The 18,397-nt window shown below is 36.9% G+C and carries 8 protein-coding genes; 7 read left to right on the top strand and 1 reads right to left on the bottom strand.

Annotation, left to right across the window (positions count from 1 at the left end; translation table 11 throughout):
* The first annotated feature begins 7 nt into the window (after nt 1–7).
* The 5 genes from P0092_RS11685 (at nt 8) to P0092_RS11665 (ending at nt 13,658) form a co-directional block, all read left to right on the top strand.
* Nucleotides 8–9,625, top strand: a complete 9,618-nt coding sequence (locus tag P0092_RS11685; RefSeq protein ID WP_004618118.1) for a non-ribosomal peptide synthetase — start codon at nt 8–10, stop codon at nt 9,623–9,625.
* 27 nt (nt 9,626–9,652) lie between these two features.
* Nucleotides 9,653–10,336: an L-2-amino-thiazoline-4-carboxylic acid hydrolase gene (locus tag P0092_RS11680; RefSeq protein ID WP_004618119.1), complete on the top strand. Its 684-nt coding sequence runs from the start codon at nt 9,653–9,655 to the stop codon at nt 10,334–10,336.
* Nucleotides 10,337–10,633: 297 nt separating this feature from the next.
* Nucleotides 10,634–11,287: a response regulator transcription factor gene (locus P0092_RS11675; protein ID WP_004618124.1), complete on the top strand. Its 654-nt coding sequence runs from the start codon at nt 10,634–10,636 to the stop codon at nt 11,285–11,287.
* Entirely contained in the window at nt 11,284–12,681 is a 1,398-nt protein-coding gene (locus P0092_RS11670) for a sensor histidine kinase (protein ID WP_004618126.1), read from the top strand. Before P0092_RS11675 ends, P0092_RS11670 begins: the two co-directional genes overlap by 4 nt.
* 86 nt (nt 12,682–12,767) lie before the next feature.
* The gene (locus P0092_RS11665) at nt 12,768–13,658 is read left to right on the top strand and encodes a hypothetical protein (RefSeq protein WP_004618127.1); all 891 of its coding nucleotides are present in this window, start codon (nt 12,768–12,770) and stop codon (nt 13,656–13,658) included.
* Between the two features lie 83 nt (nt 13,659–13,741).
* Here the strand turns inward: P0092_RS11665 and P0092_RS11660 are convergent, their stop codons facing one another.
* Nucleotides 13,742–14,560, bottom strand: coding sequence for a MerR family transcriptional regulator (locus tag P0092_RS11660; protein ID WP_004618130.1), 819 nt, complete (start codon nt 14,558–14,560; stop codon nt 13,742–13,744).
* A 91-nt stretch (nt 14,561–14,651) separates the two neighbouring features.
* On the opposite strand from P0092_RS11660, the gene P0092_RS11655 reads away from it, so the two are divergent.
* Nucleotides 14,652–16,379: an ABC transporter ATP-binding protein gene (locus tag P0092_RS11655; RefSeq protein WP_004618132.1), complete on the top strand. Its 1,728-nt coding sequence runs from the start codon at nt 14,652–14,654 to the stop codon at nt 16,377–16,379.
* Nucleotides 16,380–16,396: 17 nt separating this feature from the next.
* Nucleotides 16,397–18,250, top strand: coding sequence for an ABC transporter ATP-binding protein (locus P0092_RS11650; RefSeq protein ID WP_004618134.1), 1,854 nt, complete (start codon nt 16,397–16,399; stop codon nt 18,248–18,250).
* The last annotated feature ends 147 nt before the right edge of the window (nt 18,251–18,397 follow it).

Below are 18,397 nucleotides of genomic sequence, written 5' to 3'. Positions count from 1 at the left end.
ACTTAGAATGGATAAGATTACGAGAAATATTATTATAAAAAATAATAGCTTTCAAGCAGAACAGGAATATTGGGAGAAAAAATTGTCCGGAAGCACTGAAATGTGCGGATTTCTTCCTGACTTTGCAGTAAGCAATAAAAAGACAAGCAAAATTAGCCGTTCTGAGTATAAACTGCCGGATAAAGTTTATCAAGCAATCATGAAAGTCAGTAATAATTCATATCATATGGCTTATGTTATTCTGTTAGCAGTTACACAGATAATATTGAACCGCTATACCAACAGTGCTGATATTTTAGTAGGTGTACCCGTGTACAAGGGTGAGGAAGAAAAGAGTTTAAATGAACTTATTCCCATAAGAACGGTATTACAGGATAAAGCTTTTAAAGAGTTGATTATAGAGGTTAAAAATACAATACATGAAGCATATGAAAAATCAAACTATCCCTTTGAATATATATGGGGAAAAAGCTATGGGACGGAGCAAAATATATATAAAATAATTGTGGCACTGGAAGAGCTTCATGCTTTTAAATTACTAGAAAATATATACTGCCCCGTAAAGATTATATTTAGTATGGTAAATTCTTTAACAGTTAGAATTGAATATGATTCCCGCTTATTTGAACAAAGCATTATAAATGAGATTTTTAACCATTTAAAGCAGGTGTTCCTGACTGTTACTGAAGATTTTAATATTAGACTTGAGGATATAGATATTCTCTCGGCAGAAGAAAGATTACAGCTAATCTGTGAATTTAATAAAACAACATCAGAATATCCCAAAGACAAAACAGTAAAGCAGCTATTTGAAGAAATAGTTGAAAAATCCCCAAATGCTATTGCAGTTGTATTTCAAAATAGAACTCTGACATACAAGGAGTTAAATGAAAAGGCCAATCAGGTGGCTTTACATTTAAAAGAAAATGGTCTGCAATCAGGTGAGATAGTAGGAATCATAGCAGAACATTCCTTGGAAATGATAATTGCTATAATAGCTGTGCTGAAATCAGGATGCCCTTATTTGCCCATTGACCCTTCATATCCTGCACAACGTATACGATATATGTTGGAGGACAGCAAACCCCGTATCTTACTGACACAAGAGAAGCATATGGAGTACTTAGTGTTTGAGGGTACTGTGCTTAATCTGAATGATGAGACCCTTTATTCTGTTGCAGCACATAATCCCAAAGCCGGATTACTTCCTGACGATGCAGCGTATGTGATTTATACCTCAGGTTCTTCTGGAAATCCTAAAGGAGTAATTGTAAGCCATAAATCTCTGATTAATTTGTGTTTCTGGCATAATACTTATTATCAGATTAAGGCAGAGGATGCAGCCACAAAATATTCGGGGGTTGGCTTTGATGCATCCGTATGGGAAATATTCCCTTACCTTATTAAAGGAGCGTCACTTCACATTATCAGTGATGAAATACGTTTAGATATTAAAAAACTTAATGATTATTTTGAGGAAAACAAAGTTACCATAAGTTTTTTACCGACGCAATTATGTGAACAGTTCATGAAGCTTGAAAATAAGAGTTTGAGATTTTTATTGACTGGCGGAGATAAGATTAAGAGCTATACAAAAAACAATTATCAATTAGTCAATAATTATGGACCAACCGAGAACACAGTTGTGGCCACAAGCTTCTGTGTTGATAAAGCTTACGAAAACATACCCATTGGAAAACCTATTTCAAATATAAAAATCTTTATTTTAGACAAAAGGAATAATTTAGTTCCTGTGAGAGCAATAGGTCAGCTTTGTATTAGTGGAGACAGCTTGGCAAAAGGCTACTTGAATCAAGATGAACTGACGAAAGAAAAGTTTGTGGATAACCCCTATCAGCCGGGTGAAAAACTATATCTGACAGGAGACCTTGCAAGATGGCTGCCTGACGGAAATATCGAATTTCTGGGCAGGATGGATAAACAGGTTAAAATTAGAGGTTACCGTATTGAACTGAGTGAAGTAGAAATACAATTCCAGAAGATTGAGTCCATAAAAGAAGTTGTTGTTTTAGATAAAGAAGATAGTAATGAAAATAAATATCTTATTGCTTATTATACAGGTACTCAGGAAATAGACCCTGCCAAGCTTAAAAAGGTGTTATCTGAAAAACTGCCTGACTATATGATACCTTCTTATATTGTGAAAATAGACACCATGCCATTGACACAGAATGGGAAGGTTGACCGAAAAGCTTTGCTTGAGCTACCTATTCCCACAAGTCCAGACAGTGAGCTGGAATATCAGCCTCCAACAAATCACATAGAAGAAAAACTATGTAAAATATGGCAGGAAGTTCTGGGGGTTAAAAGGGTTGGAATTGACGACAGCTTTTTTGATTGTGGCGGTGATTCCATCAAGGCAATACAGGTTTCCTCCAGACTGAATAAATATAAAATGAAACTGGAAATCAAGGATTTACTTAGCAATCCTACAGTTAGAGGTACAGCGACCTTTGTAAATGAAAGTTCCGATGCAAATTATGCCGAGGAAATCTCAGAGGGAGAAGCCCCGTTGACACCTATACAAAAATGGTTTTTTGAATGTAATTTTACAAACCGTCATCATTTCAATCAGGCAATGTTTTTATATAACCCATATGGGTTTGATGAAAAAATCGTGAAAAAGGTCTTTGAAAATATAGTAAAGCACCACGATATACTCCGGGCAAAATTTACAGAAAAAGACGGACAAGTCCTTCAGTACATCAGAAGCATTGATAGTGAAAACCTATTTTCAATTGATGTAAAAGAGATTTATGATAACGAGAGTTGTCAAGATGTAATCGAAAAGGAAGCTGGAAAAATTCAAGCCGGAATAAACCTTGAAACGGGCCCTTTGGTAAAACTGGGGTTGTTTAAAACCAATCAGGGGGATCATTTTATCATTGCCATACATCACTTAGTGGTGGATGCAGTTTCCTTTAGAATTATTCTTGAGGATTTTAAAGCTGGATATGAACAATTGCAAAATGGAACGGATTTTGGATTTTCAGATAAAACCTGTTCTTACCGCCAGTGGGCAATGGCTTTAGAAGAGTACGGAAATTCAAAAGAAGCAGGAAGGCAGAGAAGATATTGGGAAAATATCGTTTCAAGACAATGTAAGTTACCGGTAGACAATGAAATCCAAACAAGAAAAATAAGAGACAATAGGGAATGCAAGCTTTCTCTAAGTAAAGAAGACACATATCGCTTCTTAAAGGAAACCAACAGAGCATACAACACAGAGGCAAATGATATTTTACTTACTGCATTAGGAGTTTCAATTAAAGCATGGAAGAATCTTGACCATATTTTGATTAGCATGGAGGGACACGGAAGAGAAAATATAGCTAAAAATATAGATGTAACCAGAACAGTGGGCTGGTTTACTTCCCAATACCCTTTGCTATTGGATATGGAGAAAGCAGAGGATATTTCCCATGCAATTAAAACAGTGAAAGAGGCAATCCGTCACATACCGGATAAGGGAGTGGGATATCAGTTACTCAAGAATAATGCCGACTACACGATAAGAGAGAAGTTAGAGTACGAGAACGAAATTACTTTTAATTATCTGGGACAGTTTGATGGGGGCATGGATAAAGGATTTATAGGTATTTCTCCATATAGTGCAGGTGACTATTTAAGTCCTGACAGCGAAAGTTTAGGAAAAATCAGTATTAACGGAAGTGTTATGGATGATAAATTGCAGTTTCTTGTAAGCTTCAATAAAAACGAATATAAGGAAGATAGTATATTGGATTTTACAAGAATGTTTAAAGAAAATCTGCTGATTATTATCAATCACTGTGCCCAAAAAAAGATTAAAGAGTATACACCCTACGATGTAGGGGCATCCTATGTTTCAATAGAAGATTTTGACGAAATCTGCAAGAGCTATCCGGCAGAAGAAATTAAAAGTATTTACAGTCTCACTCCCATGCAGGAGGGAATGTTATTCCATTACCTGAAGGATACGAAATCATCGGTTTACTTTGAACAGTTCAGTGTAAAAATCACAGGAAAAGCAAACGTTAAGAATTTTGAGAAAAGCTTTGATATTTTAATGCAGCGCTACGACATTTTCAGAAGTTCCATTGTTTATAAAGATTTAAAGAAACCAAAGCAACTAGTTTTAAAGAACAGAACCTCTGAAGTTTACTATAAAGATATTTCATATATGCAGGAAGAAGAAAAGTCAGAATATATAAGAAAGTGTAAAAATAAAGATAGGGAGCGTGGGTTTGACTTATCGAATGATAATTTAATCCGTCTCTCCATATTGGATTTTGCTAAAGCTACAAAAATAATTATTTGGAGTTTTCATCACATTATAATGGATGGATGGTGTCTTGGAATTGTATTCAACGAGTTTTTCAGCATTTACAATACACTTAGTAAAGGTGCCCCATTGAAATTAACTCCGATAAATGAATATAAGAACTATGTTGATTGGATAGACAAACAAGATAATAATGAAGCAAGAGATTACTGGAAAGAATATCTTGGAGGCTATGAGCAGTTAACAGGTATAATGGCTTTAAAATCGACGGGTAAAGTAAGAGAATACAGCAAAGAAGAATACATATTCAGAATCAACAAAGACTTAACGTTGCAGTTGAAAAACTTTGCTTCAAAAAATCATGCAACATTAAGTAATGTAATACATTTAATCTGGGCAATTATTCTTCAAAAGTATAACAATACAAATGATGTTGTTTTTGGCTCGGTGGTATCTGGAAGACCTTCTGAAATTGAAGGAATAGAGAAAATGGTAGGCCTTTTTGTGAATACTCTTCCCGTAAGGGTAAAATCGGAAGGGAATACGACTGTTTTGCAATTATTGGAAAATATTCAAAACAATGCTATAAAGTCATTGAAGTATTCCTATTACCCACTGGTAGAAATACAGACAGATTCAGAGTTAAAGGACAAATTGTTAAACCACATTATTGCCTTTGAAAACTATCCCATTCAGGATATATCAGAACATAGTAAAGTTGCATCTGAAATCGAAATAAGCCTTGACACAAACGATGTATACGAACAAATAAATTATGATTTCAATATTATGGTGGGACCGGCAGAAGACATAATTTTTCGGTTTAGTTATAATTCCTGTCTGTACGACCATGAGTATATTCAACGTATATCGAAACATGTGCTGTCCGTTGTGGAACAGCTTCTTGCAGCTGAGGATATGAAAGTATCCGATATAATTCTATTGAACGAAAAAGAAAAAGACAAACTGATTAATGAATTTAATGACACAAAAGAAGACTTTCCCGAAAATAAAACCATTATAGATATCTTTGTGGAACAAGCTCAAAAGACACCGGATAATACTGCACTTGTCTATAAAGACAAACAGACTACATATAAACAGGTTCATGATTATTCTTCCGTAATGGCAGAAAAGTTATTGAGTAGTGGTTCAAAGCAGGGTGGGAAAATAGGAATATTAATGGAGCGCTGCCCCGAAATGATTCTTGGTATTTTATCAATTTTGAAGGCCGGATGTGCATATGTACCCATTGATTCCGCATGTCCTAAAGACAGGCTCCAATTTATCTTGAAAGACAGTGATATAGCTATATTGTTAACGACGAAACAATATTATGACACTTTGTGTGAAACGTTATCAAACCATAGTTTAGCTATTTATTGCTTAGATAGCGAGAATTTATCTATAGATAATAAATGCCATGACAACAAAAATGGAGGAGTCAATGCAATAGAAAGCAGACCTCATGACCTGGCTTATATGATTTATACCTCAGGCTCAACCGGTAATCCCAAAGGGGTAACAGTAGAAAACTACAGTGCTGTAAATCTGCTGTATTATATGCAGGAGCAATACCCGGTTTCTGAAAATGATACCTACTTACTAAAAACGAATTACACCTTTGATGTATCGGTGACTGAAATATTCGGTTGGTTCTTTGGTGGCGGGAGATTGGCTATATTGAACAAAGGTGATGAAAAAAATCCTTCCGAAATTTTAGCTGAAATAGTTAAAAATGACGTGACACATATTAATTTTGTTCCTTCTATGCTGAATGTATTTCTTGGAACAATAAATAAAGATGAAGCGAAAAAATTAAGCTGCCTGAAATATGTATTTTCCGCAGGAGAAGCAATTAGCACAGATACTGTGAGAAGGTTTTTTGAAATCATACCTCATGTACAATTAGAAAATCTATATGGGCCCACAGAAGCTACAGTATATGCTACAAGATATTCTATTACGGAAAATGACTGCCATAAGACCTTTATACCAATCGGAAAACCTATTCAAAATTTAAATGCATTTATTTTAGACTTCAATAAGCAGATTACTCCCATTGGTGTTGAGGGAGAATTATGCTTATCAGGAGTGGGCTTAGCAAGGGGCTATCTCAACAATCCCGAACTAACCAATACTAAATTTTTGCAGAATCCTTTTGTGGCAGGAGAAAGATTATATCGAACAGGTGATTTGTGCAGATGGCTTTCTGATGGAAATATTGAATATTTAGGGAGATTAGACCATCAGGTAAAAATCAGAGGCCACAGAATAGAACTAGGAGAAATTGAAGCAGTTACAAATCAGTTCTTCGCTATAAAAGAGAATGTAGTTACAGCTAAAATTGACAGCTTCGGTGATTCAAGCCTTACTTCATATCTGGTGTTGAAAGAAGACATGAAAGAGTTCGAGAAGGAAATCAAAAAAGAGGAGCAGCGACAGTTGGAGGACTGGCAAGTTGTATGGAATAGCATTAACCTATTGGAACCCAAGAGCATGGAGGATTCTTTTAATATTGCAGGATGGATGAGTAGCTATAACGGTGAGCAGATATCAGAATTGGAAATGAGGGAATGGTTAGATACCGCTATTGGACGAATTAAGGCATTGAACCCTAAGAGAGTACTTGAAATCGGTTGCGGTACGGGAATGCTGTTATTCAGATTGATTGATAAGTGTGAAAGCTATATGGGAACGGATATATCTACAAAAATTCTGGAATATGTTGCAAAAGTAGCAAAGAATAAAGAGGTTCATCATAAATTAACCCTTTTAAATAAAAGTGCCCATGATTTTAAAGAAATTTCAGGGAATAAATTTGATACAGTGATTATCAATTCTGTTGCTCAATATTTCTCTAATACAGAGTATTTTGTTAATGTATTAAAAAACGCTATCAGGTGTATTGAAGGTGAAGGCGCCGTATTCTTGGGTGATATCAGAAACTTTTCGCTATTGAGGGCATTTCATACTTCCGTTGAAATATTTCAAGCTTCAAATAACATTACTATTGATGCTTGCAGAGAGCATATTGAAAATCGCATGTTAACCGAGACAGAATTATTAGTTTCACCTGAATTTTTCTACGCTCTTATGAAGGAAATTCCGGATATTACACATATTGAAATTCTTCATAAAGGGGGAACAATTGAGAACGAATTAAACAGATTCAGATATGATGCTGTTTTGTACATACATACACAGGTGAAAAATCCTGCAATACTAATGTTTGATTGGGGAAAAGAAATAACTGCTGCAGAAGAAATAAAAATTATTTTGGAAGAGAGAAAACCGGAAGTTTTGAGATTACGTAATATAAGAAATAGACGTCTGGAGATGTCTTTTAATGAAATGGCTCTGCTGGAGGAAAACACCGTTACAACTATGGAGGAGTTCAGGCAGCGACTTAGGAATGATTTTGAGGAAGCAGGTTGTACTCCGGAAGAATTTTACACATTAAACTATCCCGGTTATGCAGTTGAAGCAGTTTGGTCGGGAGTTGGTAAAGATGAATATTTCGATATAGTGTGCTATCAAAAAGCACTTAACCCTCAGAAAGGATATCATACCTGCATTTGTGGAGGTGATTCGGTACAAACTTACGGAAAATTATCAGATTATGCAAACAATCCCGTTAGGGCTAAATTCATCGAAAATGTTATTCCAAATTTGAAACAATATCTGCAAGAAAAGCTTCCGGAATATATGATACCGTCTGACTTTATACAACTCAATAGGATTCCCCTTAACAGTAATGGAAAAATTGACAGAAAGAAATTATTGCAGATAGATAATAGCGGGAATAGCTTAAAGAATTATATGGCTCCACGTAATGAGACAGAAAGGAAAATAGCAGAGGTCTGGAAGGAAGTATTAGAACTCAAGCGTGTAGGCATTCATGAAGATTTCTTCAGAATAGGTGGAAATTCCATTAAGATAATAAGAGTTATATCTGAATTATCCAAAGAATTTGTTGTGGAAATTAATGATATATTTAATTACAGAACCATTGAGCAATTAGCGAAAAATATATTTTATTCTAAAGATTTATTAAGAAATAAAATTAATATAATGAAAGAAATGTTGAACTCTATGGAGGAGAAAGCGGCAGATGTCAATATTAATTCTTCTCCAAAACGAGCTGAGTATAATAAAAAAACCAAATTAAAATATAAACAACTGGATGTACTGGCGGAAAAAAAATATAAAAATATTTTATTGATTGGATGTACCGGTTATCTGGGAATATATATTTTGAGACAGTTATTAAAAGAGACCGAAAGCGAAATTTTTCTCTTAGTACACGGACAGTCAATGGAGGAATGTGAAACAAGACTTAAAGAAAAAGCAATGTACTATTTATCAAAAGATATTATGGAAGAAAATAAGCAAAGGCTTCATATTGTACAAGGCGATTTGACCCAGACCTTTTTAGGAATGCCTGTTACTTTATACAAAGAGCTTTCAGAGCATATTGACTGTGTAATAAATTCTGCTGCGAATGTAAAGCATTATGGAAATTACAACGACTTTTATGAAATTAATGTCAGAGGTGTTGAGCGCATACTGGAATTCTGTATGGGTGAAAGAAGGATTGATTTAAATCATATTTCAACAATTGGAGTTTTTGCAAGTTACGACAACCACTCAGGAGATGCTATTTTTAATGAATACGACTATGCTGACAGTAATACAATTGAGAATTTTTATGGGAAAACAAAAGCAATAGCGGAAGAACGTATTCAAGAAGCCAGAGAAAAAGGGCTAAAAGTAAATATATATAGAATTGGGAATATTGTGTTTGATTCTGAAAACGGAAAATTTCAGGAGAATATTGAAGAAAATGCATTTTACTCGGTGTTGAAGGCATATTTAAAGATGAAAGTTATTCCCGATATGTCAATTAGGTATGATTTTTCCTTTGTTGACTATGTTTCCGCATCTATCATAAAACTATTTAACAAAAGTAATCTTACAAATGAGACGTATCATATCTTTAATGATAAATATGTTCAACTAAATAAACTTGCAGAACTATTTTCTAAATGCGGATGTACAATGCAAAAATATTCTGCCAATGATTTTCTCGATTATTTGTATAATTGCTATGAAAATAAAAAACTCAGAAACGAAGCAAATAGTATACTTGTTAATTATGGGCTGCTAAGAAAGGAGTTGAATATCAGCAAACAGTATACTGCATATAATATGAAGACTAATTTCATTCTTAATCAACTGGGATTTCAATGGATTGATTTAGAACAGATACATATAGAAAAGATGTTAGAACACTGTATTGATGTTAACTATCTGGATAAAGATATTATCAATTTATAAATAAAAATCTTAGGGAGGTAGCAGGACGTGAATAGAAAAAAGATTATAACCAAGCAAATGAAAAAATTCTTAAAGATTTTTAAACCCTTTATTGAAGAAAAAATAGGCGTTAGTGCAAACCAGCGTATTGCTGAAAAAAGTATGCATAAGTTAGAGAAGAGCTATGACGATATGCCTGATATAGGAATGGATATGAATGCATTCCAGAAAACAATGGATTTTGCATTTATAGTTCACATTATTTATGAGAATCTCTTAATGGAAGATTTAAGTATGGAGCAAATAGGGGATATAATTTATTATGGTTTCAAAACCTTTATTGACAATTATCCGTCTTTTATAATGAAGCTTATGAAACGAAAGCAATTTTCAAAAAAACATATTGCTTATATGAGAGAACTTGCAAGATACTCAAAAACAAGGGACCATATTTTCAATTGGGTATTTGACATAGTTGATGGAAACGGGAAAGACTTTGAATGGGGAATAGATTACAAACGATGTGGGATTAATGATTTCTTTCGCGAAAATAACCAATCGGAAATTATGCCGTACATTTGTGCCACTGATCATTGTATGTTTGTGAAAATGAAGGCTGGAATGAAATTAGATAAAGCACTGGGCAGAGGAGATGATTGTTGTAATTTCCGATACAAAAGAAATGGAGAAACCGAAAGCGATTTAAAAAAGATAATTAAAAGTGCTACATAATCAAAATAACATAGTATTCATATTTACTTATATGGATTTGCGATTATAATAAATAAAATTAAACTTGTGTACTAAACAAATTAGAGACTGTTTCTATATTTGCTGATTTTTCAGCGAAAAGGAAATAGTCTTTTTTATTAAGAAAAAATTAAAACGCATTAATGGAGGTGTCAAAATGGGTAAAATTAATCTGGCAGCCACTACTGTTGCAATCAGTGCCAGTGCTCAAATATTCAGGGCTTTACAACTCCATAACATTATGTTGATAATATAATTAACATAAGGAGGTGGAGCTAGTTGGCATCTATTTTAATTGTTGAGGACGAAGTGGCAATTAATGAGCTTGTAAAAAGGAATCTGCAGCTTGTGGGACACCAATGTAACTCAGTTTTTGACGGAAATGCTGCTGTCCAGGAAATACAGTGTCGCTCCTATGATTTGATTATTCTGGATATCATGCTGCCCGGACTCGACGGGTTTGAGGTGATAGAGCAAGCTAATAAAACGCCTACAATTTTTCTGTCTGCGAAAAACAGTATGCCTGACCGTATCAAGGGCTTTTCAATGGGAGCGGATGATTATCTTACAAAGCCTTTTGAGATGCTTGAACTGTTGGCTCGTGTTGAAGCGGTTCTTCGAAGGACACAGAGGACAGCAAGTTGTTTTGAAGCAGGAAACGTAAAAATTGATTTTAGCAGCCATCAGGTATTTCATAATGGACAATCGGTGGAATGTACTCCAAAGGAATACGAATTATTAGAAGTCCTTGTGAACAACCGTAATATTGCTCTGTCCAGAGAAAGACTGCTGGAGTTGGTCTGGGGTTACGATTTTGAAGGAGACACCCGAACCGTGGACGTACATATACAGAAGCTTCGGAAAAAGCTGGAATGGGAAGATAGAATAAAAACAGTTTACAAATTGGGCTATCGTCTGGAGGTCAGCCGATGAAGCAGAGGACATTTTTGACAACTCTTGCACTTTTTCTCCTCTTTTTTAATCTTGGAATATTTATTGTTTCCGTTGCAATGTTCAAGGATACGGTAAAGCGAGCGGAGGACAGGAGTCTGGGGGAGCACTATTTTATAGCCTCTGCTCTGATAAAGGATATTAAAGCTGTTGAAAGCCGGGGAACAAAAATAGACGGGTCTTTAAGCTCCCTGCTTCAGCCTTACAGTTATCTCTCCGGAGATAACAAGGTGGGGCTGGCATTTTACAAAAATAATCAACTTATCTATTCAAGTAAGGATACGGATGTACAAAGAAGCAATTTCTTAATACCACCGAGTAATGGGAACCGCTTGGTAACGATACGGAAAGTTGACAAAAAAACTTATGTTATCGTCTCAGGAAAGCTTCCCTCCCCATATGCTTCCTATACACTTGTGTATCAATACGATACCACGGAAGCCATAAACTCATGGAGTGACTTGAAAAACCTATTGTTTATCGCCGGCTTTGTCCTCTCTGTTCTGCTTGCTCTCGGACTTCTTCTTGTGCTGAACCGGATATTCAGGCCTCTCAAACAGATAACCCAGACCTCTAAGGATATTGCAAACGGTGCGTATGAAACCAGACTTTCCATATCCGGCCATGATGAACTAACTGAGATGTCCCATAGCTTTAATTATATGGCAGAGGAAATACAGCGTCATATGACAGAGCTAAAGGACGCCGCAGATAAAAAGCAGCAGTTTGTCGATAATTTTGCACATGAGCTTCGTACACCGCTGACTGCTATCTACGGATACGCTGAATATATGCAAAAGGCTGTGTTATCTGAGGACGACAGACTTTCGGCACTAAATTATATCATGTCCGAAAGCCGCAGACTGCAAACAGTAGCATATCAATTGCTGGAACTTGCAAATCTTCAGAATAATCAGATTACCTTTGAAGAACTGAAGGTATCCGGCTTGTTTGAAGCAGTCAGGCAAACGCTGTATGGTAAGCTGTCAGGAAAAGATGTTCAGATAGAATTTCACAGTCAGATAGAGACAATCCGTGGAGACTTCTGTCTTATGGAGAGTATGCTCATCAATCTCCTTGATAACGCCATACGGGCGTGCAGTAAGGGCGGACATATTATTGTAAACGCTGCCAAGGAGGCCGGAAGAAAAACCATTAGTGTCCGAGACAACGGGAAAGGTATGACTCCCGAAGTTCTTGCGCAGATTACGGAACCTTTCTACCGCGGAGAAAAATCCCGGAATCGGAGCGACGGCGGTGCCGGATTGGGGCTTTCTCTGTGCAAGCAGATAACTTCAAGCCACAACGCAGAGCTGAGCTTTAGCAGCCGTCCCGGTGAAGGTACAACGGCAAAAATAACTTTTACAACTCAATAATAACTTTATTACGATTCTATAATTCAGGCCCTATATACTGGTAACTGTGATCACAGTTACCAATAAAACAATAAGGGGAGATTAACATGAAAGCAAACAAATCGGAAAGTAAGCATGTCAAAAAGTCTGTTATAGCAGCTGCAATGATTATCGGGGTAAGCACAATGGTATTTCAGGGGATTACACAGTTACCCGTAGCGGCGGAATATAACAAAACAAATACGGTTCATACAAGCTACGTAAGTTACATGGGTCAGACATCCGGCACAGCGAAGAACAGTGTGCGACAAGGTTACAAGAAAGCAAATTATTCAATAGGGGACATTAATCTGGAGTATTACCGCAATCAAAAACCCACAAGCAAGGATATGGCAAGGAAAGATGCTGCCGAAATAGGAGCACAGGCCTTATGGAGTGTATATGGCTTAAGCTTGGAGGGTAAGGTGGTTGAAATGGGTTATAATTCGGCAACAGACAATATCCCTCGTTCGAGATGGTATGCGGATGTCCTTAAAGGTAAGATTAGTTATAGCTTTGAGGTGGATTCCGTTACCGGAGAATTATTTGCTTTAAACTACAGCAGAACACTTGACAAAAATGTATCCATAGCCTTTGACGAGGCTCTTGACAAAAATCCCCAGGAGTATGTGGAGCTGGCAAAGAAAACTGCAGAAAAGTTCAATGTCGTTCACGACAAGGTTGCGTCAGTTGAATACAACGGACAAGGCTACAGCAACAACGACCCTTCAATTTCATTGAATGTCATAGGTGAAAACGGAGAGATTGCTTTAATGGTTTTTTCAAGATATGACAAGGCTCTACTAGGTATCAGCTATAACACCTCATATAAGTATACTCTGGAAGCAATAAGAAAATTGGAGCAGGAGGCACAGGCAAATGCTGCAACTCGACAGAAATCAGCTGCCTCTGCCAGTGAAACACAAGCTCCCACACTTGTAATAACAGGAGAAAAGTAAAAAATAATATAGTCTCACATATAAAGAAGGGAACTTAACAAGAGTTAAAAGCTTGTATAAGTTCCCTTTTTTTGGTAGAAAGGTTACTTTTCAACTGCAATTGTAATCTGCACAACATAATCATCCTCATTTCTAACTGCAACACTGTCTAAAAGATTTTCTTCATATGCAAAGTCTCCCAGACGTAAATGAGCTTTATCACAAAACTTCATCAATTTATCATAGGTTTTGCCAATAGTTTCAAAACTCCCGTGATGGTAAGCTACTGCATATAAACCTTTTGGTTTTATTGCATTTGAAATGCTTTCATCGGTTGTTTTCACAAAGAAGTAAGAGTTATTAATGTAGTTACCATTTTTAATATTCTCTTTGCTTAACATAGTACCTACGAAAGATGAGTCTTTTGACATAGTTCTGTTCTCAAAATTGGTGAATTCCAGCATCCACCTGATATAATCTTTCGTATTCTCTTCGTTGAGAAGTTCGCTTCGGACGATTTTTTCTTCTTCCAGTTCCTCAACAGTTATTTCTTCATAGTTTGCATTCATCCCTTTATTTGTAAAAACAATTGTTTCTTCTAATAAATGCTTTATTTGATTTAACTTTTTTATTTTTTGGTCAATTTCTTTGATTTTTTGACTTGACAAATAAAGCAAGTGTTCAGGTGATCTTTCATCTAAATATTTTTTCATCTCAATTAATGGAAGATTTAGTTCTTTTAGTATTGATATAATTAAAAAAACTTCAAATTGGCGGTAGGAATAATATCGGTACCCGTTATTATCCGTGATGTCAGGCTTGAAAAGTCCGATGTCATCATAGTGAAAAAGAGTTCTTTTGTTTACACCACAAAGCTTTGCAAATTCTCCTGTTGTGAAATAATTGCTCGATTTTTTCATCATAATTTTTATTTTCTCTCCCTATTGACTATCTGGTTACGTTATACCTTATTATAGGATAGGTAATGAACGAATTCAAGCAAGGAGAATATTTATGCTAAAACTGTTTCACTTTTTAAAACCTTATAAAGTCACGCTTGTGGCTGTAATATTGCTCACATTTTTGTTGACGCTCGGTACATTATTTATTCCCACTCTCACCGCCGAAATTGTGAACAAAGGAGTAATGAAGGGAGATATTCCTTATATAATAAAAGCCGGAGTCTTTATGCTGCTGATATCGGCTTTGACTGGAGCAGTCAATGTTTTTATTAACCGGTTAGCTACGAATTTATCCGCAGGACTGGCTCGGGATATCCGCGAGGCAGTATTTGTAAAAGTACAATCATTTTCAATTACCGATTTTAACAAAATTGGAACGGCTTCTATGATTACAAGGGCAACCAGCGATGTAACCTTAATCGGGGATACCACGATTATGTTTATTTTGATGCTGCTGCCTGCGCCAGTCATGGCAATCGGAGGATTATGTCTTACCTTTGCGAAGGATAGGGTACTTGCGCTGATTATTGTGGCAACTATGGTTGTCTTTTTACTTTTAGCTGCTCTGTTAGGGAAAAAAGTAATTCTTCTATTTAAACTGATTCAGATAAAAATGGACAATATTAACCGAACCCTTCGGGAAAATGTAATCGGCGTGCGCGTAATCCGTGCGTTTAACCGCGAAAAATATGAAAAAAGCAGAGTTGACGCGGCATCTTCCGATTATGCGGACAATGCAATTCGTATTAATAAGATGATAGCAGTTTTGCAGCCAATTGCGATGATGATTATCAATTGCGGCATCATCGGCATCTTATGGCTTGGAGGAGTAAGGGCTGCGGAAGGTGCTGTGCAAATCGGTGACATTATGGCCATGGTGGAGTACTGCTTTTTGATTCTGATATTTCTAATTATGGGTGTTATGATGTTTATGTATATTCCCCGTGCACAGGCCTGCGCCGACAGAATTAATGAGATTCTTATGATAAATCCGGAAATTTCAGACATGGCAGTACCTCATTCTGGAAGGAAAGAATACGCACATCTGGAATTCCGGGACGTTACGTTCCGATATCCGAATGCAGAAGAGCCGGTACTCTCCAATTTGAGCTTCGAATCAAGCTCTGGAGAAGTTACCGCAATTATTGGAGGCACAGGAGCTGGAAAATCAACCATAGCAAGTTTAATACTCCGCTTTTTTGAAATCGAAAGGGGCTGTATTTTGCTTGACGGTATCGACATCCGGGAGCTGTCTCAAAAAGAACTGCGAGATAAAATAGGATTTGTCCCTCAGAAAACATTTCTCTTCAGTGGGACAATATTAGAAAACATCCGGTACGGCACAGAAAATGCTACACAACAACAAGTTGAGCATGCTGCTAAAGTTGCCCAGGCACATGATTTTATTACCGAAATGGAGCAAGGATATCATTCTCATGTGGCACAGGGGGGAAGCAATCTGTCTGGTGGGCAGAAGCAGCGCCTGGCAATTGCCCGCGCTCTGATTCGGAAACCGGAGTTTTATATTTTTGATGACAGCTTTTCTGCCCTCGATTTCAATACAGACGCAAAGCTTAGAAGAGCCTTGAAGAGTGAAACCGGAAGCTCCACAGTAGTAATTATAGCACAGCGCGTCAGTTCAATCATGGATGCCGACCGGATTATTGTATTGGATGACGGAAAAATAGCGGGCATAGGCAGACACGGTGACTTGATGAAGAAATGTGATGTGTATAGACAAATTGCGGCGTCACAACTCAGTGAAGAAGAATTGGTTTAATAGGAAAGGAGGCCGTTATGAACGAGAATATAAATCAAGAAATAGAAACCTTTGATATTGGCATGGACAATTCCGTTGACAGAGCTAAAAATGCCAAAGCCACGTCCAGACGCTTGCTGAAATACCTAGCAAAGCAGAAGTTTAAACTTTTAGCGGTTTTGATTACCGTACTGGTAAGTTCCGCGCTTAACCTTGTGGCTCCTCTGGTGATGGGTCAAGTGATTGATCAGTTGACTAAGGGAATAAAAGAGTCACTGACAACCGGAATCAAATTCATTGTGGATTTCAATACAATCGGAAGAACCGTAATTCTTTTGCTTGTTATTTATATCTTAACTTCATTATTTATATACTTTGGGCAATATTTGATATCAGGAGTGGCACAAACTCTTACTTTGGGCTTGCGGAAAGAACTTAGCCAAAAACTAAACCGTTTGCCGTTAAGATATTATGATTGCCATAAAAAAGGAGATATATTAAGCCGTGCTACCAGTGATCTGGAGAGAGTAGCCGACAGCCTTCAGCAAGGGATGATGCAGCTTATCTCTTCGTCAGTTACTATTGTAGCTGCTATTGTAATTATGCTGAGCATTCATCCTCTTCTTGCGCTGATTACGGTTTTTACACTCGCTTTATCCATGTTTATCACCACTAAAATAGCACATAGGGTCGAAGGCCATTTTGCTGATAACCAAAAATATCTTGGTGAATTAAACAGCACAATAGAAGAAGCGTTTACCGGTCAAGTTGTGATAAAAGCCTTTAGCGGGGAAGCAAAATCGGTGAAAGCCTTTCAAAAAGTGAACGGACAGCTATGTGACGCAAATAGAAAGGCACAGTTTACCGCTTTTTCCATAGAACCACTGATACGGTTTATCGGAAAAATCGGATATGTCATTGTCGCAGTTGTCGGTGGTATTTTTGCGGTGCAAGGAACCATGACTCTGGGAAATGTTCAGGCATTTATTCAGTATATCGACATGTGCTCGGAACCCATGACACAGATTTCCTATATACTGAATATGTTGCAATCTGCTGTTGCATCAGCGGAGCGTGTTTTTGAACTTCTGGATGAGGAAGAAGAAGTGCCGGATCTTCAGAACAGCAAACAGCTTAAAAACCCCCGAGGGGAAATAGCCTTCGAACATGTGAGATTTGGATATCTTAAGGACAAGGTTTTGATGGAAGATATCAATATCCATTTTAATTCAGGGGATACGATTGCCATCGTAGGCTCAACCGGAGCAGGAAAAACCACTTTGGTTAATCTGATGATGCGGTTTTATGAAATTCAGGGCGGAAGAATTACGATTGATAATGTGAACATTAAAGAATTTAGTCGTGGGACTTTGCGGAAGATGTTCGGCATGGTTCTGCAGGACACATGGATTTTTCAAGGAAGCATAAAGGACAACATCGCCTACAGCCGGCCGGACGCAAGCCTGGATGAAGTGATTCTTGCGGCTAAGGCTGCTCGAGCGGATCATTTTATCCGTACTTTACCGCAAGGGTATCAAACCATTTTAAATGAGGACGGGTCGAACGTATCTCAAGGGCAAAAACAATTGCTGACGATAGCAAGAGCTATTCTTGCGAATCCGTCTATACTTATTCTTGACGAAGCAACCTCTAGCGTTGACACAAGAACAGAAGCGGAAATTCAAAAAGCCATGAATCAGCTTATGCAGGGTAGGACCAGCTTTGTAATCGCACACAGACTGTCAACGATTCGTGACGCTGATTTGATTCTGGTCATGCAAAACGGGACAATCATAGAAAAGGGAAAACATCAGGAGCTTCTGAACCAAAAAGGGCTTTATGAGAAGCTTTATAACAGCCAGTTTGCAAGTAAGGTCGTGAAAGATAAATAAGAGGTGTTTGTAAAAGAAAACAGTTTGTGAAGCTTCATCATATCTTATGATAACAAAAGCAGCATTAGAGTATCGACTTTTAACCGAAAAATCGGATTTTGGAATTAGTCATTTAACAAAACAGTTTTAAGTGATACTATTGATATG

The organism is Ruminiclostridium papyrosolvens DSM 2782 (genome assembly GCF_029318685.1).
Taxonomy (GTDB): Bacteria; Bacillota; Clostridia; order Acetivibrionales; family DSM-1351; genus Ruminiclostridium; species Ruminiclostridium papyrosolvens.
Note: the sequence above shows the minus strand (reverse complement) of the source record. Positions and strands in the feature narration are given on the sequence as shown.

Excerpts from the sequence above, each read along its gene's own strand:
- P0092_RS11655 (WP_004618132.1), top strand. The coding sequence starts at position 14,652 with ATGCTAAAACTGTTTCACTTTTTAAAACCTTATAAAGTCACGCTTGTG.
- P0092_RS11670 (WP_004618126.1), top strand. The coding sequence starts at position 11,284 with ATGAAGCAGAGGACATTTTTGACAACTCTTGCACTTTTTCTCCTCTTT.
- P0092_RS11660 (WP_004618130.1), bottom strand. The coding sequence starts at position 14,560 with ATGATGAAAAAATCGAGCAATTATTTCACAACAGGAGAATTTGCAAAG.
- P0092_RS11685 (WP_004618118.1), top strand. The coding sequence starts at position 8 with ATGGATAAGATTACGAGAAATATTATTATAAAAAATAATAGCTTTCAA.
- P0092_RS11650 (WP_004618134.1), top strand. The coding sequence starts at position 16,397 with ATGAACGAGAATATAAATCAAGAAATAGAAACCTTTGATATTGGCATG.
- P0092_RS11665 (WP_004618127.1), top strand. The coding sequence starts at position 12,768 with ATGAAAGCAAACAAATCGGAAAGTAAGCATGTCAAAAAGTCTGTTATA.